Origin of the sequence: Siphonobacter sp., from assembly GCF_048595215.1 — a bacterium.
Classification (GTDB): Bacteria; Bacteroidota; Bacteroidia; order Cytophagales; family Spirosomataceae; genus Siphonobacter.
On the sequence record NZ_JBMDWJ010000010.1, the window covers coordinates 16614 to 38421 of the forward strand.

The 21808-nt window shown below is 49.2% G+C and carries 16 protein-coding genes; 4 read left to right on the plus strand and 12 right to left on the minus strand.

The window, feature by feature from the left end:
- Positions 1–2: 2 nt before the first annotated feature.
- The 3 genes from ACOJTG_RS00625 to ACOJTG_RS00635 form a co-directional block, all read right to left on the minus strand.
- Positions 3–428 carry a hypothetical protein gene (locus ACOJTG_RS00625; protein ID WP_420152024.1) on the minus strand — a complete coding sequence of 142 codons (426 nt, stop codon included), beginning with the start codon at positions 426–428 and terminating at the stop codon, positions 3–5.
- Between the two features lie 70 nt (positions 429–498).
- Entirely contained in the window at positions 499–756 is a 258-nt protein-coding gene (locus ACOJTG_RS00630; RefSeq protein WP_420152025.1) for a hypothetical protein, read from the minus strand.
- Between the two features lie 52 nt (positions 757–808).
- Entirely contained in the window at positions 809–1297 is a 489-nt protein-coding gene (locus ACOJTG_RS00635; RefSeq protein ID WP_420152026.1) for a hypothetical protein, read from the minus strand.
- Between the two features lie 185 nt (positions 1298–1482).
- Here ACOJTG_RS00635 and ACOJTG_RS00640 point away from each other — a divergent pair, with 185 nt between their 5' ends.
- A complete protein-coding gene (locus ACOJTG_RS00640; protein ID WP_420152027.1) occupies positions 1483–2331 on the plus strand; it encodes a neutral zinc metallopeptidase in 849 nt (282 codons plus the stop codon).
- Between the two features lie 124 nt (positions 2332–2455).
- On the plus strand, positions 2456–4000 hold the full coding sequence (locus ACOJTG_RS00645; RefSeq protein ID WP_420152028.1) for a M81 family metallopeptidase: 1545 nt from the start codon (positions 2456–2458) through the stop codon (positions 3998–4000).
- Between the two features lie 229 nt (positions 4001–4229).
- Here ACOJTG_RS00645 and ACOJTG_RS00650 read toward each other — a convergent pair whose 3' ends face one another.
- Positions 4230–7226 carry a protein O-mannosyl-transferase family gene (locus tag ACOJTG_RS00650; protein ID WP_420152029.1) on the minus strand — a complete coding sequence of 999 codons (2997 nt, stop codon included), beginning with the start codon at positions 7224–7226 and terminating at the stop codon, positions 4230–4232.
- A gap of 490 nt (positions 7227–7716) precedes the next feature.
- On the opposite strand from ACOJTG_RS00650, the gene ACOJTG_RS00655 reads away from it, so the two are divergent.
- A complete protein-coding gene (locus ACOJTG_RS00655) occupies positions 7717–8184 on the plus strand; it encodes a hypothetical protein (RefSeq protein WP_420152030.1) in 468 nt (155 codons plus the stop codon).
- A gap of 61 nt (positions 8185–8245) precedes the next feature.
- Here the strand turns inward: ACOJTG_RS00655 and ACOJTG_RS00660 are convergent, their stop codons facing one another.
- From ACOJTG_RS00660 to ACOJTG_RS00670, 3 genes are all read right to left on the minus strand, one after another.
- On the minus strand, positions 8246–8680 hold the full coding sequence (locus tag ACOJTG_RS00660) for a nuclear transport factor 2 family protein (RefSeq protein WP_420152031.1): 435 nt from the start codon (positions 8678–8680) through the stop codon (positions 8246–8248).
- A gap of 91 nt (positions 8681–8771) precedes the next feature.
- Positions 8772–9137: an iron chaperone gene (locus ACOJTG_RS00665; RefSeq protein ID WP_420152032.1), complete on the minus strand. Its 366-nt coding sequence runs from the start codon at positions 9135–9137 to the stop codon at positions 8772–8774.
- A gap of 203 nt (positions 9138–9340) precedes the next feature.
- On the minus strand, positions 9341–9940 hold the full coding sequence (locus tag ACOJTG_RS00670) for a hypothetical protein (protein ID WP_420152033.1): 600 nt from the start codon (positions 9938–9940) through the stop codon (positions 9341–9343).
- A gap of 274 nt (positions 9941–10214) precedes the next feature.
- Here ACOJTG_RS00670 and ACOJTG_RS00675 point away from each other — a divergent pair, with 274 nt between their 5' ends.
- Positions 10215–10772, plus strand: coding sequence for a 2'-5' RNA ligase family protein (locus tag ACOJTG_RS00675; protein WP_420152034.1), 558 nt, complete (start codon positions 10215–10217; stop codon positions 10770–10772).
- A gap of 87 nt (positions 10773–10859) precedes the next feature.
- Here the strand turns inward: ACOJTG_RS00675 and ACOJTG_RS00680 are convergent, their stop codons facing one another.
- The 5 genes from ACOJTG_RS00680 to ACOJTG_RS00700 all read right to left on the minus strand — a co-directional run bounded on the left by ACOJTG_RS00680 (position 10860) and on the right by ACOJTG_RS00700 (position 21807).
- Positions 10860–14240, minus strand: coding sequence for a glycosyl hydrolase (locus ACOJTG_RS00680; protein ID WP_420152035.1), 3381 nt, complete (start codon positions 14238–14240; stop codon positions 10860–10862).
- 106 nt (positions 14241–14346) lie between these two features.
- Positions 14347–16797, minus strand: a complete 2451-nt coding sequence (locus ACOJTG_RS00685; protein WP_420152036.1) for a glycoside hydrolase family 2 TIM barrel-domain containing protein — start codon at positions 16795–16797, stop codon at positions 14347–14349.
- Between the two features lie 260 nt (positions 16798–17057).
- Positions 17058–17516: a hypothetical protein gene (locus tag ACOJTG_RS00690; protein ID WP_420152037.1), complete on the minus strand. Its 459-nt coding sequence runs from the start codon at positions 17514–17516 to the stop codon at positions 17058–17060.
- Between the two features lie 82 nt (positions 17517–17598).
- Complete coding sequence (gene yidD, locus ACOJTG_RS00695) at positions 17599–18804, minus strand: membrane protein insertion efficiency factor YidD (RefSeq protein WP_420152038.1); 1206 nt, start codon at positions 18802–18804, stop codon at positions 17599–17601.
- A 204-nt stretch (positions 18805–19008) separates the two neighbouring features.
- Complete coding sequence (locus ACOJTG_RS00700) at positions 19009–21807, minus strand: family 78 glycoside hydrolase catalytic domain (RefSeq protein WP_420152039.1); 2799 nt, start codon at positions 21805–21807, stop codon at positions 19009–19011.
- Between the last annotated feature and the right edge of the window lies 1 nt (position 21808).

Genomic DNA, 21808 nt, shown 5'->3' on the forward strand with positions numbered 1-21808 from the left:
ATTCAAGGCATAAAATAATACCGTCTCAGCAATTGCATGGCTTCGGTTTCATCTTCAGCACAGGCTTGGCAGAAGGTTCCTACGCCATTAACGGGCCCTTCGTATTGCCAGGAAAAGGTTTTCGCAGCGTACTTCCCCTTCAAATCGTACACCCGTAACTGATTTCCTTGGGGTGAAAGCAGTAAAACGAGTTGGTTGGGAAACCGTACCTGAAAATGCGTTTTATCCTGTTTTACGTAGCGTACGCGAAGTGTTTTACGATCCTTGCCATACACGTACTGAATTTCAGCAGGTCGATTATTTTTTACCCAGAACGAGAATTCTTCGTAATTCTCCTGCCCGGGTGTACCGTAAGAAAAATTAGCTACGCGGTCATCGGCAACCCGCACGCCCAGCGTAAGTATCAGAAAGGTGAGTAGCGGTTTCATGGGTTTAAGGTTTTGCAGATTCGATACAAAATTGATACCATTCATTCTGGTGACCGAATCGATCCTGTACTTACCACCGAAAGAAAAAAGCGTACAGAAACAAGCCTACCAGAATAAACTCCACCAGCCAGATGTAGAGTACATTACGTTTTAGCATTCCCCAGATAATGATGTGAACGACTACTGCTCCGAACAACAGTGGAACACCGAAGAAAAATTGTAGTACGTTGTTTTCTTCCCCCAGATGCAGCAGGCCCTGACCAATGATGAGCAGTCCGGCTCCGGCCATGAGGGTGAGCGGGGTTATAAATTCAAATAGCTTTTTCATGGAGAAACCTTTTCAAGTTCGCTGAACTAAAGACTAGTTCTGAGCGAAAGGATTAAGCTAAGCCATTGATCATAAATCCATACACAATACCACGACTGATATTTACGGAAATTTGGAAAAAACAATGCCCACCATCTCTTACCACGACCTTGTTTTTTCTCCAGGAATCCTGCTCTTTATCGAATGGATTTAGCATACACAGACAATTCATTGCTACTACTTTATCGCCCTCATCATTCACAGTTAGTATGTATTGCCTGTAATAGTGTTCGAACTGAATGGTATCACTTTCATAATGCAACGAGTCGCCCGTTGTATACGCAAAATCAACATTTCGAGCCTTCATTTCAGCGTTATAGACATTCAGGCGTTCTTTTACTAAACGTTCAGCCAAAAGCAAATCCTGATCGGTAGGTACAAACGTTTTCTCCGAAGTGGACAGAATCGCAATTTTCTCCCGATTCAGCTTAGTGGCTTTCTGTGAATCTCTACAAGCCGTCAAAAAGACTAAAACTAGTAGACTATAGATCCGTTTATTCATACTTACGGTCATTGAAGTATGCGAAGCAACGCTTTTTTTATAAAAGTCAAAAAAAGTTGCCGGTCAGCATACCTTCTTGTACTAAGCTTTTATACTTACACTCGAACATTTTAATAGAAAAGCTGTATTCTTGGCATCGAAATTTTACAGAGCTACATGTTCAACTTTTATACTACTATCTATCTATGCGTTGGTTAGGAGGTCGCGAAAGCGATAACGTCGACGACCGTCGGAGCAGTGGCTCTGGTGGCTTGATCATTGGCGGCGGCATTGGTACCGTCGTCATTGCTTTAATTGTTACCCTGTTGGGTGGCGATCCTTCCAGTATTTTAGGCAATCAACAGGCCTCGACGCAGGCTCCCGTCGACCAGCAAGCCGATGACGCCGCCGCTCAGTTTACGCGTCGCGTACTGGCCAGTACCGAAGACGCGTGGACGAAGATCTTCGCCGAACAGAATGCTCAGTATCCCAAACCGGTACTGGTCATGTACCGGGGCGTCACCTCCTCGGGCTGCGGTACGGCTCAGAACGCCATGGGGCCTTTCTACTGTCCGGCGGATGAGAAAGTCTACATTGATCTTTCGTTTTATGATGAACTGGCCGAGCGTTTTCAGGCACCAGGGCAGTTTGCCATGGCCTACGTCATTGCCCACGAAATTGGTCACCACGTACAGAAACAGATGGGTACGACCGACAAAATGCAGGCCATGCAACAACGGCTGAGTGAAAAGGAATATAACCGTTTGTCGGTACGACTGGAATTGCAGGCCGACTTTTACGCGGGCGTGTGGGCTAACCGGGCTCAGGGCCAAAGTGTAGCACTGGACGAGAAAGACATTGAGCAGGCCATCAACGCCGCTCATGCCATCGGCGACGACAAGATTCAAAAAGAAACGCAAGGCCGCGTGGTTCCGGATGCGTTTACGCACGGCAGTTCGGCCCAACGCGTGTACTGGTTTAAAAAAGGGTTGAAAACCGGCGATATTAAACAGGGAGATACGTTCAACAGCAACGAAGACGCCAACCTTCAGTAACATCATTTCTGCTTGATACAGGCTGCTATGGATTTTTAAAGAATCTATAGCAGTCTTTTTTTATTCCATCCTGCATCCTTTTTCAAGCCTACACTTACCGGATTGAATTCTTTATCTTGTAGGCATGAAAAAACCTCTGCTCTTTATTCTTACGCTCTGGTTGAACGCAAGTTTTGCTCAATCGACGTTACCCCGCATCGCCATCGCTGGATTGGGTATTGAATCCAGTACATTTTCGCCCGCCGTTACGCACGAAGAGGCGTTTCACCCCAAAACGGGAGAGCAGGTTTTTACCTCCTACCCCTTTCTGACGCCCGATTCACCCCTGCGGCAGCAAGCTCAGTGGTTTCCTTCGCTAGTTGGCAAATCTATTCCCGGCGGAGCGGCTACGCGGGAGGCCTACGAATCGCTGGTTACGAAAATGCTGGATCTGCTCAAGCAAAACGCTCCCTATGATGGCCTGTACCTAGACATTCACGGAGCCATGAGCGTACAGGGCCTCGACGATCCCGAAGGCGATCTCATTACGCGAATCCGGCAGGTGGTGGGGTACAAAACTTTACTATCTACCTCGATGGACTTGCACGGTTGCGTCACCAAACGACTGGCCCAAAATACCGACCTCATGACCTGTTACCGTATGGCTCCCCATGAAGATGCCATGCAGACGAAAGAACGGGCCGTCCAACACCTTATTGACCGCCTGAAAAATGGGAAGGGCAAACCCGCCTACAAAGCCTGGATTCCTGTACCCATTCTGCTACCCGGTGAACAAACCAGTACCCGCATCGAACCGGGCAAAAGTCTGTACGCCGAAGTAGCTCCCCTGGCCGACAATAACTCCGGTATTGTGGATGGCGGCATCTGGATCAGCTACGCCTGGGCCGACGCTCCTCGCAATCACGGCGTCATCATGATGGTGGGCGACGATCAGGCGAAAGTGGCCAAAGCAGCGGAGAAGCTGGCGAAGCATTTCTGGAACGTTCGCTCGAAATTCGATTTTGTGGCTCCCGTAGGCAAGCTGGATGAAGTGCTGACGAAAGCCATCGCCAGCCAGAAAAAGCCCTTTTTTATCAGCGATACGGGCGACAACCCAACGGCCGGAGCTGCCGGTGATGTGACCTGGACGATTACGGAAATCCTGAAACGTCCGGAGTTCCGGAAAGCCGACGGTCCGACGCTGATTTACGCCTCCATTCCCGATCCTGCTTTTGTGAAGAAAGCCCAGGCCGTGGGTGTCGGTGGCTCGATTGAAGGTACGGCGGGAGCCATCGTCGATCATCGCTTTGCCAAACCCGTGGCGTTGAAAGGTACGGTTGAGTCCATCATAGAAGGCGACCGGGATGCCGTCGTGGAAGTGGTGGTGAAAGTGGGCAGCGTACACGTCATCGTGACGCAGAAACGCAAGCCCTATCACAAAGAAAAGGACTTTACCCGCCTCGGACTCAAGCCCCGCGAAGCGGACATTGTGGTCGTAAAAATCGGTTACCTCGAACCCGAATTATACAACATGCAAAAAGACTGGATCATGGCCCTGACGCCCGGTGGCGTCGATCAGGATTTGTACCGTCTGCCCTATAAACACATCCAGCGGCCCATGTATCCGCTGGATAAAAACATGAAAACGCCGAATCTGTCGGCTCAGTGGATTCCGGTGTCGGGAAAGTAGCTGTATTCCTACCGAACTATTGGGTGAAGCTTGTTTTCAGCAAAGGAAGAAGCCCCATGGTTCCAAGTGACGCCTGAAACCATGGGGCTTCTTCTCCTTCCAATTGTACATCCGCCAATCCTCCGCTCCGCTGATCCCGATTTACAATCGGGATCTTATGGGTCCAGCGTCTCCGACGCGTTATTCCACCCCCACAAATCCGTTCGTCGCAACAAAGAGCGGCTTCCCCTTACTCCGCTTCCACAAAACGACGTTCAAACTTCTGATACTGCCGTTCAAATGTCGTCTCGTAATTCTGGGCCAGCGTTTCCAGTTTCGCTTCGCGTAATTGCTGGACGATCCGGTTCATCTGAAACAAATTGACCCGTATATCCTCAGCGTCGCCATTGCTGGAAAAGTAGTAATTCAGGTTCTCATCGCAGCGTTTCATCATCGTTTGAGCCATCTCAAGAGCCTTCTGTTTTTCACCCACGGAAATCAGAGGTCCAATGAAGCTCGCTGAAATCTGATCGTAGGGAATCGCCTGATCCGGCATCACTTCCAAACAACGATGCAAAGCCGCTTTCGCCGTATCCAGCTTTCCTTCCTGAATCAACTGGGTCGATAAACGATAAAAAGCCAGTCGGGCCGACACGACGGGGATTCCGCGAATGGTATCATCGTGGTAGACATCCGGGTTGTTCATGCCCCGCCAGGCCATTTTGTGCATCATTTTATCGTACATCAGGTCCGTATTCACGAAGCCATCGGTGGCTCCGGCCACCTTGAACGGCATCAGTCGATACGCGTATCCTTCGATTTGCATGAATTCTTTTAAACCCAGATAATTCGCCGGCGAGAGCGTCGAGGCAAAGTACACGGGCCGTTTGAACTGATTCTGAGCGATAATATCCAGTTGAATCAGTCGATCCTTAATGATGTCGTTCGTACCAAAATCCCAGGTCATCCGGTCTTCCGTAAACAACGGCTCCATGCCCTTCGCCACCACGCCCGATTTCTGAATCGTATCCCGGTCTAGTTTCAGCGAGAAAACCCGCGAAGGCAACACATTGATCGTTCCCAGCGACGTTTCGGCCTGAATGGCGGGGTTGTTTTCCCGAACCAGTTTCAGGTATTCCGTCAGATCAATGCCTTGCTTTACATTCGGATTTTCCGAGAAGATGATCTGATCGTTGATACCCGTCCGGAAATTGTCCATCGCCAGTGAAATCGGCAACGGCTCCGATCCATCCGCTGGCTCCTTCATTTGCTGAATGTACCATTCCGTACCCAGTAACGAAAGGCAGCACACGCGTACATCCTTCCGAAAACCTTCGACTTCCTGCACGTACCAGAGCGGGAACGTATCATTGTCGCCTCCGGTAAACAGAATCGCATTCGGAGCACAGGAACTCAACAGATTTCGGGCAAAATCAACGGCCGTGTACCGATGGGAACGGTCGTGGTTATCCCAGCTTTTCGCCCCCATCAATACGGGTACACCCAGGGCCAGTGCACCCGCCAGCGATCCGGACAGTACCTGATGTTTCGTGATCTTCTGAACCAGATTTTGCAGGGTCAGTACGCCCAGTCCGGCCCATAAAGCGAAGAAATAAAACGACCCCGTGTAGATGTAATCGCGTTCGCGAGGTTCCACGGGTGGAGCATTCAGAAAAAACACCAGAGCCAGACCCGTCATCAGAAAGGCAACGGCAATCACCAGCCAATCCTTATCCCGTTTGGTAAACTGCGTGAAAAAGCCCATCAGTCCTAGCACCAGCGGCAGGTAATAAAAGTTATCGTGTCCTTTGTTCGTACGAATACTTTCGGGCAGAGCCACGCTTTTGCCCAGCCGTGGGTACCAGTCGGCCCAGAGTTGATCACTTTCCCGACCCACGAAATTCCACAGAAAGTACCGCATGTACATAAAGCCCATCTGGCGACTAAACATATACTGCAGATTCTGAAAAAACGTAGGCTTCTGGTACCGCGAGGGGTCCGTGGGGTCTTTGGCTAAGCCCAGCGAGGCGGCATACAGGTCGGCATGACCGGGCAGCTGCGAGCCCATGCGGGGCAGGAAAGACTGCTGGTCTTTTTCCCAGATGTAAGCGGGTTCGTAATCGTAAATCTGGTAGCGTTTTCCTTCCGTTTTGTACTGCGGTTTGCCCCGTTTAAAGTCCGTAACCCGAGCCGTAAACTGCGGTCCGTATAGCAAAGAGCGACTTCCGTACTGATCCCGATTCAGGTAATGCAGGTAATTGATGAGATCAGACGGGTTGTTTTCATTGATCGGCGTATGAAAGTTCGACCGGATCACGATAGATGTGTACGAACCGTACCCAATCAAAATAAACAGCACCGACAGCAGAGCCGTACTGAGCATCGGTCGTTTGCGTTGCTGGGCGAAATAAACGCCGTAGCCCAAGGCCCCAAACAACAGCAGCAGCCACACGACTACGCCCGAATTGAACGGAAAACCGAACGAATTGACCAGCAGACGATCCGTAGCAAAGGCAAGAGCCCCAAGACCGGAAAGCATCCCTCCATTGATCAACCCTACCAGTAAGACCCCAGCTAGTACCGCTCCTATACTCTGTAAAAACGAAGGATTCTGCTTCTTTCGGTGGTAATAGACCAAGGTTAGGGCCGGCAGGATAACCAGATTGACGAGGTGGATGCCAATGGAAATACCCGTCAGATACGCAACCAGAATGAGCCAGCGGTTGGCGGCCGCCTCGTCTTCGATTAGTTCCCATCGCAGCATAGCCCAGAATACCAGAGCGATCAGGAATGAAGATAAGGCGTATACTTCCGTTTCTACCGCTGAAAACCAGAAGCTATCGCTAAAGGTGTACAGCAGGGCTCCAACCACGCCCGCTCCGAAGATGCCAATGGCTTCACTTGCAGATACGGTAGCCGCCGTTTTACCGATGACTTTACGGCCCAGTAAGGTAAGCGTCCAGAACATGAACAGAATAGTACCGGCACTCGCCAGCACCGATACCATGTTGACCCAGTACGCGACCTGCAAGTGGTCACTTCCGGCCAACAGCGAAAACAATCGACCCAACATCAGGAAAATCGGTGCTCCGGGCGGGTGTGGTACCTGAAGTTTGTAGGAGCAGGCAATGAATTCGCCACAATCCCAGAAGCTGGCCGTGGGTTCGACCGTAAAAGCGTACGTAAAGCAGGCAACGGCAAACATGCCCCAGCCCAACCAGGTGTTGATACGTAAAAAGTTTTGCATAAGGTACAGAGAACATTAAAAGGGCTTCGATGAACAGCCCGAAAGTAGAACGCTGTACCAACGCTCTAAAAATCAGAACGTTAATAGTTGTTAAGGACTATGTTAAAAGTTGTTAGCGGAAAATGAAGGGTACATTCGGAGCAGGTTGCTTTCGGATTACAAATCTGAAAGAGCGTGGGGATTATAAAGTCGGAAGAGCTACGCTATTCAACGGCTAACAAAAGCTTTTTTGAGCGTAACGGATTGTTACGAAACGATTGTCTGCCGTAAGAGTGTCACTTTGCTGGCAATAAACGAATGCCTAAATAATCACCGGAAGTCATTCCTAAAAACGAATGTGTACTTTTACAGGCACGCTAACTATATACGCATGCTTTCCCGACTTTTTTGTTTAGCCTTCATTGTTTTAGTATTCAGCAGTTTCAGTAGTGATCCCATTGAGAGAATCGGGATTAAAGGCCCGTTTACCTTCAATCAAACCCAATTCAAATTGGCCTGGACCGCTAAGCCAAACGACTTTTATTACATTCAGGAATACCTGCCCGCGGGCGAAATCCCGGAAAAATTTAACCAGATGATCACGTATTATCTGCTTGATAAAAACGTTGAAGTAAAAGCAGCGGTAAGTCAGAAAGTAAAGGAATTAGAAAATCGCAAAAAGACGGACCCAACGTGTAATTACGTAGTCAGCGAAAGTCCTGACGGAAAAGAATTTATCGTTGATTTTATTCTCAGTGAAAGCCAAGGAAACGAGTTGAGTACGGTCGAATTCAATGTCTATCGGTACCAACGGGTTGAAATTAAGCCAGATCAGCCGGGTGTTCTGGTTTGTGCGTACTCCAAACGGGCGTATGAAAACGAGATTACTACGTTCCTGAATCGCTTGAAAGACGACCGGGTAGCGTTTATCAATGAGATGATTAGCCTGAAGATTCCGACCGTTAAACTGAGCAAATAAAAGCTTTTACTCCGCTTGTCGTTAAACGTATTAGAGTTCTATCGTTTTATGAAACGTCTTCTTATTCCTGATCATAATACGTATAATCTTTGGTAATTTTCCCCTTTTCAATCGTAAAAACGGTGCAAATGGGTAACTCCCATTTATTACCATCGGGCATAGAGCCGGACGATACAAACTCGACAATCACCCGCTTGTCACCGGAAGGGTACACGCCCGTAATTTCATCGTGAATATCCGGCGTTTCTTTGTGCATGGCGGCGTACTTTTCAACGATTTGCTTTCGGGATTGCATCACGGCTTTTGTACCAAAGGCCGGATCTTTGAATTCGGTAGAATCGCTGTAGAGAGCCGCCATCCCTTCCCAGTCATGGGCGTTGAAACGTTCGTATACCTGCCGAGCAATGGTTTCGTTTTCAGGCATCTTCTTTTTTTCAGCATCTGGCTGACAGGCGAAAGCAAATGAGGCAATCAAGCCTAGTAAGATTCGTTTCATGAAGAATAGGGAAATAAGTTAGTACTAGGTAGGCAACGACGATTCACTCGTTATCAATCATTTTATTCGCCTATAGCGGCTTTATGCAATCTTACCTTTTTGATTTTGCCCGATTTTCCTGCATTCGGAAAACTACCATTTTCTCAATCAGCTCGTAGGGAATGGGTTGTGTAAGGGGAAACTGGGCAGAACCTTTCGCTTTTTTGTACGGAGCGAGTTCGGCTTCGAAGGTACTAATACCCGAAGGTGTCGGATAAAAGCCGATGTGATGTTTGTAGGCCGCAAAATGCACGAGGTTACCCTGCAGCCTAAACGTAGGAATGGCGTATTTGATCGTTTCTTCGGCTTCCGGAGCCGCTTTTTTCACTACCGCACGAATTCGCTGGAGAATCGTCTGAACGTCGTCGGGAAAACCGGCGATGTATTCATCCACGCTGGCAGGTGCAGTACTTTTCATACCGATCGAAGGTTTTCGCTTTCTGATACAGCAAGGTACATTTAATTTTGGCTTGATTTATGCTTTAGGCTGAGGGGGTTGGGTTAAAAACCCAACCTTACTAAACGGGTCGAACCTACGACTCTTTGATGTTTAACTCCTGACGGATACAGAGTCGTAGGCTCGGCCACCTCCTAAGAACGGATTTTAATCCGTTCCCACAATTAACGAGAGCGAGCTTCTTCGCCCCTGATTCGTATCTCATTTACTTTTTTAATATTTTCTGGATTTTTACTTAATATTTTAATTAGAACCAGATTTGTCTTTTCTTTTTTGTCTGAAATATGATCAATAATGATTCGAAGCAGATTACTCTCGTCAATAAAGTATTCCGAGTAATCAGAAGTACAAACTTCTCCATCTATACTAAAAATAGCCGACTTATCGCTTAGATCGGTGTATTTGGCTTTCAAATCACTTAACGAAATAAGATTAGGCTTGTACGTACTTTTAGTCTTGATGTACAGCTGATGCTCATAATCGATTCCCTTTACCTGTATTTTCTTGTGCTCAACCGTTAAACTTTCTATTTGTTGAGGCGGTATACCTGCAACGGGAATATTTCCCGCAAATTGATCATTTACAAAAACAGCCAGATTCTGATTTTTTAGTTTTGCGGATTGATCCAGATGAATTACCCGAAATACCGTATCCGGAACTACTGCAATCGATGGGTTAATCGCGTTTCCAGCAACCTCTTTAGGCATTTGTCCATACACGGCTGTCACCAGAAAAGTAAGTCCTAAGCAAAAAAGGTATTTCATCGTTTTAGGGTTTAAAAGGTATTGAGAATTAACGAATCAAGTACGTTTATACGGCCAGATATCCTTTGGTTAAACCTGTAATCCGGCAGTCTAAAAACCTTGGTCTATTCTTTCACTTACGGCCCAACCTGGTACTTTTGCTCTTTTTGAAGACTTCGCACTGCGTACGAAGCAAATTAAATATCCTACGTATGTTTGACGTATTCTTTAAGATTTTTTAACCTGTCTTTTCATTTATTCCGGGCATACTTTTTCTTGCCTACATTCCTCAGCCATGACCCGTTATCTCATTGCCGCTCTCCCACCCGAATCTATCGCCGAACCCATCTGGGCCTACAAACGCTACGTAGCCGAGCACTATGGCAGTGTTCGGGGTTTGCGGGTACTGCCGCACATTACCTATGTAAGTCCATTTACTTTGCCCGAAAACGTATCTAGCTCGGTATTGGAAGAACAACTGGAATCTTTTCTGGGAAGCTTTCAGGCCGAAACTATTCAGCTGACTGATTTTGGGTATTTTTCCACGAATCGGGGCCACGTGATTTACGTAGCCGTTGAAAAGACGGAACGCATGGAGCAACAGTATATCATACTCGATGCGTTTGTGCGGGAAACCCTGCAAGTAGCCCTGCCACCCATCCACCCCGTATTCACACCGCACCTGACCATTGCGTACCGGGACCTGAGTCGCAGGCAGTTTGAACAGGCCTGGCCCTATTTTGAGCAGGAATCCTTTTCCGCTCGCATGCCTTTAGATGCCCTCTGGCTGTTGCAACACACGGGCAAGCAATGGGAACCGCTTCGAAAATTTGACTTTGTCCGTAACGTTTAACTTTTAGCACGAAGTAAGCAAAAGCCTCACGAAGAAACGTTGCTAAATCAGTCACTGATCTACCATAGTAAACGTTTCAGACAATCCCTACCGAGTGATAATCTGTACCGGTCCCCGCAAGCCCGCCTCCAGCAACGGTCTGCCTTCCAGTCGGTACGGAGCGGTGGTATGGGTGATGCGTTGTTTTTCGGGCAATCGATGGTCACCGATGAGCCGATTCGCCCAGGTATTACTCACCTCGATTTGCAGTTGATTTTCCCCGGCTTTGAGGTACTGCGTGAGTTCAACGCGATACGGAAACGTCCAGGCTACTCCGCAGGACTGACCATTAAGCTTCACCTCAGCCATATTGGCTACTTTCCCCAAATCCAGCCAGTAGCGACCTTTTTGATCTGACCACTGAAAGGTTTGCGTATACGTAGCCGTCCCCGAATAGTACCGAATGGACGCGTCGGTATGCTGGCTCCAATCGCTAAGTGTTGTAAAGATTTGAGGCTGGACGGGACCGCCGAACGCCGGATCAAACTGTACCTGCCAGGGTTGTGACAGGGTTTGTACGCGTTGCGGTTCCTTTGCTACCTGACCCGTACCTTCGTTTTGCTTCGTCGGTTTCCGGAAAATGACGAATACCGAAGCGTTGGGTTCCAGACGAAGCGTTACCTCCGTCCGGTTGGAGTGCATTCGCCACTGATCGGTGTTCATAAGTTCGTCGGTGACGGCATTGTACAGTTCCGGCTGTTTACCCCTTATACGAAAAGAAGCCGTAATTTCCCGTACTTTTTCCTGCTGATTTCCAATAAAATACAGATCCATATCAGCATTTCGGCGGTGCGTCCAGGCGAGGTCTTGTGCATACGAACCGTTCGTTTCTGTGAACGCTACATCCCGTTCAATTCCCAGCGATGCGAAAGATTCCAGTTCATAAGGCAATTGAATCACCCGGCCTTTGCCTAATGTCTTGGCGACCAGTCCGTTTTCCATTTCAAAACGCCCTTCCCATAATTCATTGCTAACCTCCTTCGGTCCTTTTCCGGCGGCAAACAAAGCCTGATCTTCGATCAACACCGTGGCTCCGGCTTTCACCAGAGCAACCAGCTTGCTGGCCGTTTCGGGCGTCACGAAAGGCTGATTTACGTTCAGTGGATGCCGGCCAGGAACGACCACAATCCGATACGCCGTTCCCGGAGCAAAACGTACGCTGGAATCGCTTACGGTAGCCAGTCGGGTCAACGCATCGGTACTGAACGAGTCGTAGGTATAACCCCGCAGGGGGTCGACCCAGTGTTCGGGATCCGCCATGTTGGCCGAATGCGATACACCCAGGGGTTTGACGCGTAAGGGTTCGCCCGCATTCGCTAGTCGCCGGGCCTCGCTCTGCACCCGCTCGTTGCCGAAAATACCCGGCAAGGTGTTTATCAGTCGGTCGGGCAGTACCGAACGCCGGGGCAAGTCGTCGCCCGTAAACACGGCGATATCCGCCACGGGTTTTCCCAGTTGCAGTAAGGTCTGGCAACGCCGGGCGTACTCCACCCAGGCCCGACCGGGTTTCCACCAGGTTTGATCGCGTTGAAAGTACAGTCCTACGCCGTCGAGCGTCATACCAGGCCTGCGGTCCAGCCAGGGATTGTGCGAGAAAACGTGATAGACCAGTTTATTGATTCCCAGGGCATAATTTCGATCCTGCAAGGTTTTAAGCATGCCGGGGTGCTCCGACCAGTCCATGCGAACGGTGGTAAATCCCTCGGCCTGTACGATATTTTTGCCGTAAATGTGAGCCGCCGACGTGGCGTCGAGCATGTCGTTGGGTTTATCGTGCGTGGGACTATTCAGCCAGAATTCGCCCATCGGAATATCGACTTTCCGGTAATGAGCCAGTCCATCGCTTGTCATCGTTGGAGCCACGCTTTCCGCCGAAAATTGTACCCCGTGCTGTTTCGCCAGTCCGGCCAGGGTAGTATAGAACTTATCCACGACCAGTTCCGCTACCGTTCGCCGCAAGTCGTATAGTACCTGTTCGGACGTTTCAGCCGATACCAGCGGAATCCCCGCCAGCACGGGCAGGTACGGCAGCATATCGTAGCCCCGGCGTTTTTTAAATTCGGCCGGAAATGTGACTGACCAGTTCTGACTCCCGCATTCCCAGCTATCCACGTGCAGTACTTTCAACACGTCCTTACTCGGCCCAATCTGCCGCTGGGCCTCGCCAAACCAGCGATTGAATTGCAGCGTAATGGCCTGTGGGTTGAATTTGTCACATTCCAGTCCCTTGCCAGCTCCGGCGGTAGCGTTGGTGTGTCCGGTGGAGGTATGGCCCATCCGGATGATCGTCCAGGTACCGGCGGGAGCCTGCCAGTCCAGTCGGCCATCGGCCTTGAGTTTACTCGTCAGGTTAATGATTTTATTCAGCGGAACGCATAATTCCCGGGGAAGCTGCTGTTCGGTCGAACGCGGACTCACCCGCCAGACCAGAGCCGATTTTCCTTCGTACTGATGAATTTTGGGTTCGGCGGACAATTCCAATCCGGTAAGCTTTAGGGTAGGTTTCCACTTCGCCGCGTCCAGATCTTCGGCCCCTGGTTCCGAGCCTTTTTTGTCGTAGATGAACCGAAAGTACCGGGCCGTAGTGGCCGGAATGGCGTGGGTTACATCCGCGTCGGTATCCTGCCAGCCATGCCGGGGCGGCTGTAGCTGCGTCACGGGCCGAAAGGTTTTACCATCGTTACTCGCTTCGATTTTCAGCCGATGGGCCTGTACGTTGTTGCCGGGCGTTCGCACCAGTAGTGACCGAACCGTAACGGGCTGTTCATACGCGTACTGAATCCAGCAGACGGTATCGCTTCGGAAGGCCTGCTTGTTGGTGGGATCAATCAAAAACTGCGGAAGATTCCCGGCTTGACTGGAAGTTATGACTGGTTGGGAAGGAATCGTAGGTGGTGCGGGAATGGCGAATACGGCAATGTCTTTGTAGTAGTTCTCCTGCGTGGGCGGTTGCGGCAACACGCCCGAAAATGGCTGATTCCCCTGCACCTGCGTTGTGGCGTATACCACTTTCTGCATCGATAATTCCGGCGTAATCCAGGGTCCTCCGGCCAGAGCAAAACCATCGCTGACGTGCATGCCCATCTCCAGTTTTAGCCGCTTGGCTTCCTGCATGGCGTGGCGTACCAGATCCCACCAGTGCGGCGTGAGTTGTTCGGCTACGGGCGTGTACACGGGCGGATTTTTCGCTCCCTGAATCGGCATCAGGTACGCCCCCCCGATCCCCGCCGCCTGCATGGCTTCCAGATCGGCGGTGATGCCCGCTTTCGAAACGCCCGCCTGCATCCAGTACCAGAATACCCAGGGTTTGGCCGATGAAGGCGGATTCGGCACGAGTTGCGTCAACCCGCTACCCGACTGGGGAAAACCTGCCGTACTAAGAAGCCAGCATATAGTGAAGAGTAATTTCGGAAAACGGATAAGCCTCATACAAGTAAATTACGGTATCAACCCAAAACCTTCTCCTTTTTCTAAAGGCCCGAACGCTTTAGGGGAAAGACGGATTTTAAGTTTTATTCTTTGGAAAAGAACGGTATTATTCTTTTGCCTGCAACACGACTTCTGATCCCTTCAAGCCTTCCGCGGAAGCTTTCAGCCGAATGGTCCCTGCTTTTTCATGGGTGCGAATGATCGCCAGACACAGGCCATTGTACGCCCGGTGGTACGAGGCCTGGAAGGGTTCGGTGCTGGCCGGGAACCCATTATCAACGCCCGCAATCGTTCCTTCGCCTTCGAGGTCGAAGTGCACCAGATGCCCGGCATTCGGTACCAGATTTCCCTGTTCATCCAGGATTCGAACGGTTACGAAGGACAAATCTTTTCCGTCAGCGGCCAGCTCTTTCCGATCGGCCACCAGTTCGATCCGGGCGGCTTTTCCAGCGGTATTGATTTCTTTGGTCAGAACCGTTTGTCCGTTTTTTCGGGAAACGGCTTTCAGAGTTCCGGGTTCGTACTTCACCCGCCATTGCACGTGCAGGCGTTCGTCCGTTTTCTTTTGGGTACCGAGTGATTTTCCGTTCAGGAACAGTTCCACTTCGTCGGCCTGATTATAGTAGGCCCAGACGTCCACGGTCTGGTTTTTCTCCCAGTTCCAGTGCGGAAACAGGTGTAACATCGGCGTATTAGTCCATTCCGACTGATACATGTAGTACACATCTTTCGGAAAGCCCGCCAGATCAATAATGCCATAGTACGAGCTGCGGGCGGGCCAGGGATACGGGTGCGGTTCGCCCAGAAAATCGAAACCCGACCAGACGAAACACCCCGCCAGATGCGGATATTTTTTGATGACTTTCCAGACGTCTTCGTGGGTGGAACCCCAGTACGCGAACACGTTATCGTAGGCCGAAGCCGTAAAGTCAATATTGCCCTCCACCAGTTTCGATCGGCCGCTGCGGGGCCACAGTTGCAGGGAGTCTGAGGGCATGATATAGTCGCCACGGGTTTGCAGGCCTGAAACGGTTTCGGAAGGCAGGAAAAGCTGATTAGGAAAGGTTTTGGGTAGATCGGCGTAGGCTTCGTGCTTGTAATTAAAGCCCAAGATATCGAGGGCTTTCGACTGATAAATGAAGTTTTTCTCAGGAATATTTTCCGTCAAGGCCGACGTTACCGGACGGCTGGTATCCAGGCTTTTAACGATCTGTACCAGCTCTTTCGCAATCGTAGTACCCGTGGAGTCAAATTGTTCCCGAATCTCATTGCCAATGCTCCAAAGGATAATGGAGGGGTGGTTACGGTCACGTTTTACCAGATCTTCCAGATCCCGGCGATGTTCCTGATCCCAGAACATGGAATAATCTTTCGCGGACTTTTTCTTCTTCCACATATCAAACGCTTCATCCATCACCAGAAAACCCATCCGGTCACACAAATCCAGAAACTCTGGAGCCGGCGGATTGTGCGAGGTACGGATGGCGTTGCAGCCCATGGCTTTCAGCAGTTCCAGTTGCCGCTCCATGGCCCGCCCGTGAACGGCCGCTCCGAGAGCTCCGAGATCGTGGTGCAGGCATACGCCCAGGATCTTCATCGGCTGATCATTCAGATAAAAGCCTTTGCTGGCATCGAAACGGAAAGACCGCACCCCAAAAGGCGTTTCCACCTGATCCACCAGTTGATTGTTCTGGTACAACTGCGTCCGCAAGGTGTACAGATACGGGTTTTCGATGGACCAGCAGGTCGGCTTGGAAAAGGTTAGCTGGATGGGTTTCTGAACATTTTTAGCCTGTTGGGTAGCAATTACTTTCCCCGTCGCGTCCAAAATGGTTTGTATCAGCCGGTCGCCACCCGATACCTGCGTCTGTACCTGCACCTGGGCCTGCTGAACGGTCACGTTCGGCGTCGTTACGAACACACCCCAAGGACGGATGTGCATGGGTGACGTAATAACCAACCGAACATTACGGTAAATCCCGGAACCCGTGTACCAACGGGAATTCGGCTGAACGGAGTTGTCAACGCGAACGGCGATGACGTTGGGTTCGGTACCGAATTTCAAATGTGGCGTCAAGTCGTACTGAAAGGAGCTGTAACCACTCGGTCGAATGCCTAGCGAGTGCCCGTTAATCCAGACTTCGCTGTTGCGGTGTACGCCGTCGAATTCGATGGACACGCGTTTTCCCTGAGCCGTAACGGGCACGGTAAACGTTTTCCGGTACCAGCCGATGCCCGTCGGTAAGGCTCCGCCCTGCGTAGTAGTCAGGTGATCTTTACTAAACTGCCCACCGATACTCCAATCGTGGGGCAGGGTGACGGACTGGCTTTGGGGGTGATGGAAACTAATTTCCCTGGCCTGCGGTACATCCGCAAGGACGAACGTCCAGTCTTTATTGAACGACTCCGTTTGTCGGGGGGAAACCTGGGCGTGCTTGTGGACCGTTTTGACTTCGTCGTAGAACTGCTGCGTTTCCGTTACGGAAATACTGGTTTTCTGGGCAAAAGTAAGAGAAGCGAAAAGAGAATATACTAGAATCAGCGGCGAACGAATCATGGGCAATAGACCTGTTTTGTGCAGTTCCTTCTTTGAACGTTACAAATCTATGGGTACAGCCGCCTGATACTCTCTATCATTTTTTCTAAAGATTGTATGAAATTACCGCTGGTCATTCAATTGACGTTTTGTAAAAAGTGTTTTCCTGCATAAGGTCCACAAAGTTTTCTTTAGATTACTTACTAGCATATTCTTAGTGTTTATAAAGAAAAATAGCTCGCTTGTGACGAGCTATTTTTCTTTATAATGTAGACGATTTATTACTTGGCAACAATCGTCATATTCGTTGCTACATGAGCGTTAAATTCAAAACCAGCGGGAACTTCGGCATTCTTACCTTTCATCGTTAAAAATAAGATACAAACCACGATGCCCAGTACAATCGCCAGGGTTTGTTTATCTTCTCCTTCCTGGTACAAATTACCACCCGTTAAAAAAACTTCCTGTTGATCAACCGCCTGCACGGATTTAATCTGAATTTCAACAAATCCTTCTTTTCCTAAACCCTTTGCTTTTTGAGCCCGCATCACTTGACCCTTTGCAATAGATCCGGCCGGAATGACGACTTGATCCTCTACTTTAACGTCGTATTTAACCCGAAAGTCAATGACCTGTCCGGGAATAACCTGGTCGGATCGAATCAGAGACATCGTTTCCATCGGAATGGGCGTTCCCGCTGACAATACTACTTCGGCATTACCACGCATTCGAAAAGACATGCAGGTACAGCAAATTACTAACAGTAAAGCAACGTACTTTACGTAAGTGGATTGGTAGATTGACTGAATCATGGAGGACAGATTATAGGTGAGAATTATATTGAAGTTTTCGAACGATAGTTTCTTTCCTTTTTTCATTAAATCGTCTGGCACTCTTGACTGCTCCCGTGATGTTTCCGAGGTAAAAACTTAAATTAAACACTCCGGTTAGAGCAGCCATTCCGTAATTTTCTTTCTTTATATTAGAATACGTAGCAAACGTTAAAAGTCCATTGATAAGGAACGAAGCGACTGCCGTTTGTTTGTGGCCCGCATACCAGTATCCAGCCCCTGGAATAATGGATAAAGCTCCCGATAAAGCAGGACTGCGATACTGAATCTTCTCCGCATCGGCAAGCGTTTTAAGGGCTGATTTCGAATTTACTACGTCTGAATCGAACGAAGAAAGAAGTCGGTACGTCTGAGCAGAAGCCTGCCAGTTGTATTGTTTAGCGTATACTAACGCTCGCAGAGCCAGAAACTTAGGTTCTGCACGACAATGCTGACATTGCGTTAATCCTTCCGTGATCAGCGTAAGCGTCTGCGTATAATTTGAAAGCTTATCCTGAACAAGAGCAATCTGGTAGATCAGTTCAGGATCTTTTTTAAGGCGGTCGGAAGCTTTCGTTTCGTACTCAAAAATAGCCTTCTCGTAGTGCCCTAAAGCGTTTAAACAGATAATCTTATTGATAAACAGTTCATTTCCAACATTCTTGGCACTATTCTCTAGGCGTACCATTTCTAAAAGAGCTTCCTGATAGTATTCATTATTTAATAAATTTCTGATTAATCGCAGACTGGAATCCGGTTGACTTATACTGGTATAAGCGTAGAAATAACGGTTAGCAGTATACTCCAGATTCCTGGGAATCGTATCATACGCCGGATAATCGATGTATTTAAATCCAGTTTTACTCAATGTTAGTCCGTAATGATCGCGGTCATGTCCACACCTCAGTAAGCGATCAGAAGTTAATAGAAAGGCATTCACAAATGACGTTTCCTGAAATACTTTTATCCCGTAATTAGAACAGCTAGGATACATGGGACACTGATGTCCTCTAATCGCACTGATATGTTGCTGGTAAATAGAAATATAGTCCGTTACTGAAGATTCTTTGGTGCGTTTTTCATTAAAAAAAGATTGCTCAGTACTTATTTTTTGCCCATCGGAAGTATAGGTAAAAGCCTGAGCATTCAGGCCAATGCAATAAAAAATACAACTAATAAAAGTAAAAAAATACTTCATTTATGGACAGTTAATCACGTCCAAATATAAATTCATTTTTCAGGTTTAATAAAGCTGGGCAAGCAAAGTGATTAATTTTAACTTATCTTAACTATTTGTTCTTTTTATAAGAAATTTTAATAAAATGAACCTCAGCCTTTTGTGGAGATGTATAAAAAATGCGTACCTACTAACTTCTCTTTTTCTATTTCCGGTACATCATAATTAATTTCCATTCGTACGAGTTACCCGAAATTGGTAGTTTCCGGACCCTATAGAGATTTTTATTTTTCCAGATTCTGGATTCATCATCTTCACTTCTTTCGCTTCCTTGATTGGTCGATTATTTTCAGTAATTACGTCCGTTTCAGCCACTGGAAGTACTACCGTAGCCGTCGTATTCGCCGGAATTTCCACGGTTAGCTCAAACGTATTTCCGGACTTTTTCCAGTCACTAACGATCAAGCCGTACGGAGACTGATAGGTCGCTTTGGCCTGCGTTACATCGCCGACAGGTTGCGGTTCGATGACGATTTGTTTGAAGGCAACCGACGATGCTTCCTGCTTGATTCCCGCCAGTCCGGCGTAGAGCCATTCCATCAAATGGCCCAGCATAAAATGGTTGTTCGACGACGTGGGCAAGGCCTCCCAGGATTCCGTCAGAGCCGTCGCTCCTTTCGCCAGCTGATAGCCATAGCCCGGCACGTCGCTGCGGCTGTTCATATCGAAAATCACATCCGAGCGGCCCGCATCTTCCAGTACCCGAAGCAGGTAGCGGTAGCCAATATCACCAGCAGTCAAACTATTTTTCCGGCGTTTTATATCCTGGATAAGGTGTTCAATCACAGCTGGTTTATCCACTTCTTCCACCAGTTTCATGTACACCGCCATGGCATTGGCTGTTTGACTATTGGTGGCGTATTGTTTGGTTTTCGGGTTGAGGAAGGTATCGTTGAACGCCTTTTTCACTGTTCCGGCCAGAGCCTGATACGCTGCTGCATCCTCTGGTTTGTTCAGCAACGTAGCGATTTGCTGAAGAACCGTCAGGTCGTAATAGTACATCGCCGTACCCGTTACGCCCATGGGCGTCAGCTGCGAAGTGCCCGGCGGTTTGGGGCCCAGGTCGTACCAGTCACCTAAGCCCTGCGAGAGAATATGATTTTTCGCTTTCGTCCCTAAATATTGGATATAGCGTTGCATCATCGGGTAACTCGCCGCCAGTTCGCTTTTCTCACCGTACCACTGATACATATACCAGGGAGCCATAATGGCACTGCTCCCCCACTCCGGCGAATCGCGGAAAATGCCGTCACCCCAATGAAATTCCACGTATTCCGGGGCGATTTCCGGAATCAGTCCGTTCGCCAGCTGCGAGGCTTTCATATCCTGAATGGACTTTTTCAGCAACAACGCAATGTCATACGGATACCGAACCGAGCCGCCCATAAGGTGTACCTGCTCCAGCCAGCCGAGTTTTTCGCGGTGTGGGCAGTCCGTAAATACACTCGCCATATTACTCTTGATGGCCCAATCGATCAGCGTATGGGTTTGATTGAAGAGCGGATTCGAACTTACAAACGTGCCCGTATTCGGGGCCACGTTTCGCGTATGCAAGCCCCGTAGCTCCAGAATTTCGGGTTGCCGATCCGGGTTGTTTTGCTTCGTGGGTACGCCGCCTCGCACCTGTACATACCGGAAGCCGTAGTATGAAAACCGCGGCTGCCAGGTTTCGACGCCCTGTCCTTTCAGAATATATTCAAAGTAATACGGTCCGCCCGTCGTTCGCTGGGTAATGAGGCCGTCTTTCAGTAATTCAGCCGGATACATTCGTACGGTATCGCCTTTATTGCCCCGGACTTTCAGATAAATAATTCCGGAGAAGTTCTGTCCGAAGTCGTATAACCACTCACCCGTTTTCGTTTTCGTCACCGATTTCGCCGTGAATACGTCGGCTACTTTCAGCGGCTCCTGTAGTTGGAACGTGAGTACGGGCGAACCCGTTACGCGTAACGGTTTCTTCCAGGATGCATCGTTGAAACCGGCACTATCCCAACCGACTTGCTCGAGGCGGGCGTCGTAATTTTCCCCGCCGTATATGCTGGAAAACGTAAGGGGGGATGGTGCCGTTTTCCAGGAATCATTCGTAACAATATCTTCCGTCGAACCATCCGCATACGCCAGTTGCAGCCGAGCGATGAGCTTGGGATACCCGAACTGTACTTTAAGTTTTCGGAAACGGCCTTTTACGGGCGGCACGTAGTAAAAGCCATTGCCTAGCATGACGCCAATGACGTTTTCACCTTTTTGCAACTGATTGGTCACGTCGAAAGTTACGTACTGGGCTTCCCGGTCGTATTTGGTCCAGCCCGGATCGAGGAAGTGATCGCTTACCTTTTTTCCGTTCAGGCTCATTTCAAAATGGCCCAGTCCACAAACGTAGGCTGTTGCTTTTCGAAGGGGTTTCCGCAGGACGAAGGCTTTCCGAAACAGCGGCAGAACGTTGCTTCCCGTCACTTTATCCTTCACATCATCCCAGGGCAGCGGATTTACCAGCGAATCGGCCAGTTTTTCGTACGCGATCCATTGACTCTCCTTCCAATCGGCGGGCGTGAGCAAGCCCATGTGCCAGGAAGCCGGGGCCGACCATTCGGACGAGTGCTTTTGGGTGTCCCAGACTTTTACTTTCCAGTAATACGTTCGGGTGGAGGCTAAGGGTTTTCCCCGATAGATAATTTGAAGGGACGAATCAGACGCAATTTTTCCCGAGTCCCAATACGTACCCTGCTCGCGGCTTAAGGCCTCTTCCGAGTCGGCTACCAGAATCTGATACGCTCCCTGCCGGACATTCCGGGTATCGGCTAACAATTGCCAGCTCAGGGCCGGATGCTTGCTCTGAACGCCCAGGGGTTCCGTTCGGTACTCGCACCGCAGGTTTACTACTCGCAGCGACTGAGCAGAAAGCTCGAAAAATGCTCCACTTAGGATACTGAATAAAACTAGAAAAAACCGTCGATAACCAATCATT

What these genes read in the sequence shown, in the direction of transcription:
- ACOJTG_RS00625 (WP_420152024.1), bottom strand. Translation starts at nt 428, where the DNA reads ATGAAACCGCTACTCACCTTTCTGATACTTACGCTGGGCGTGCGGGTT.
- ACOJTG_RS00630 (WP_420152025.1), bottom strand. Translation starts at nt 756, where the DNA reads ATGAAAAAGCTATTTGAATTTATAACCCCGCTCACCCTCATGGCCGGA.
- ACOJTG_RS00635 (WP_420152026.1), bottom strand. Translation starts at nt 1,297, where the DNA reads ATGAATAAACGGATCTATAGTCTACTAGTTTTAGTCTTTTTGACGGCT.
- ACOJTG_RS00640 (WP_420152027.1), top strand. Translation starts at nt 1,483, where the DNA reads ATGCGTTGGTTAGGAGGTCGCGAAAGCGATAACGTCGACGACCGTCGG.
- ACOJTG_RS00645 (WP_420152028.1), top strand. Translation starts at nt 2,456, where the DNA reads ATGAAAAAACCTCTGCTCTTTATTCTTACGCTCTGGTTGAACGCAAGT.
- ACOJTG_RS00650 (WP_420152029.1), bottom strand. Translation starts at nt 7,226, where the DNA reads ATGCAAAACTTTTTACGTATCAACACCTGGTTGGGCTGGGGCATGTTT.
- ACOJTG_RS00660 (WP_420152031.1), bottom strand. Translation starts at nt 8,680, where the DNA reads ATGAAACGAATCTTACTAGGCTTGATTGCCTCATTTGCTTTCGCCTGT.
- ACOJTG_RS00665 (WP_420152032.1), bottom strand. Translation starts at nt 9,137, where the DNA reads ATGAAAAGTACTGCACCTGCCAGCGTGGATGAATACATCGCCGGTTTT.
- ACOJTG_RS00670 (WP_420152033.1), bottom strand. Translation starts at nt 9,940, where the DNA reads ATGAAATACCTTTTTTGCTTAGGACTTACTTTTCTGGTGACAGCCGTG.
- ACOJTG_RS00675 (WP_420152034.1), top strand. Translation starts at nt 10,215, where the DNA reads ATGACCCGTTATCTCATTGCCGCTCTCCCACCCGAATCTATCGCCGAA.
- ACOJTG_RS00680 (WP_420152035.1), bottom strand. Translation starts at nt 14,240, where the DNA reads ATGAGGCTTATCCGTTTTCCGAAATTACTCTTCACTATATGCTGGCTT.
- ACOJTG_RS00685 (WP_420152036.1), bottom strand. Translation starts at nt 16,797, where the DNA reads ATGATTCGTTCGCCGCTGATTCTAGTATATTCTCTTTTCGCTTCTCTT.
- ACOJTG_RS00690 (WP_420152037.1), bottom strand. Translation starts at nt 17,516, where the DNA reads ATGTCTTTTCGAATGCGTGGTAATGCCGAAGTAGTATTGTCAGCGGGA.
- yidD (WP_420152038.1), bottom strand. Translation starts at nt 18,804, where the DNA reads ATGAAGTATTTTTTTACTTTTATTAGTTGTATTTTTTATTGCATTGGC.
- ACOJTG_RS00700 (WP_420152039.1), bottom strand. Translation starts at nt 21,807, where the DNA reads ATGATTGGTTATCGACGGTTTTTTCTAGTTTTATTCAGTATCCTAAGT.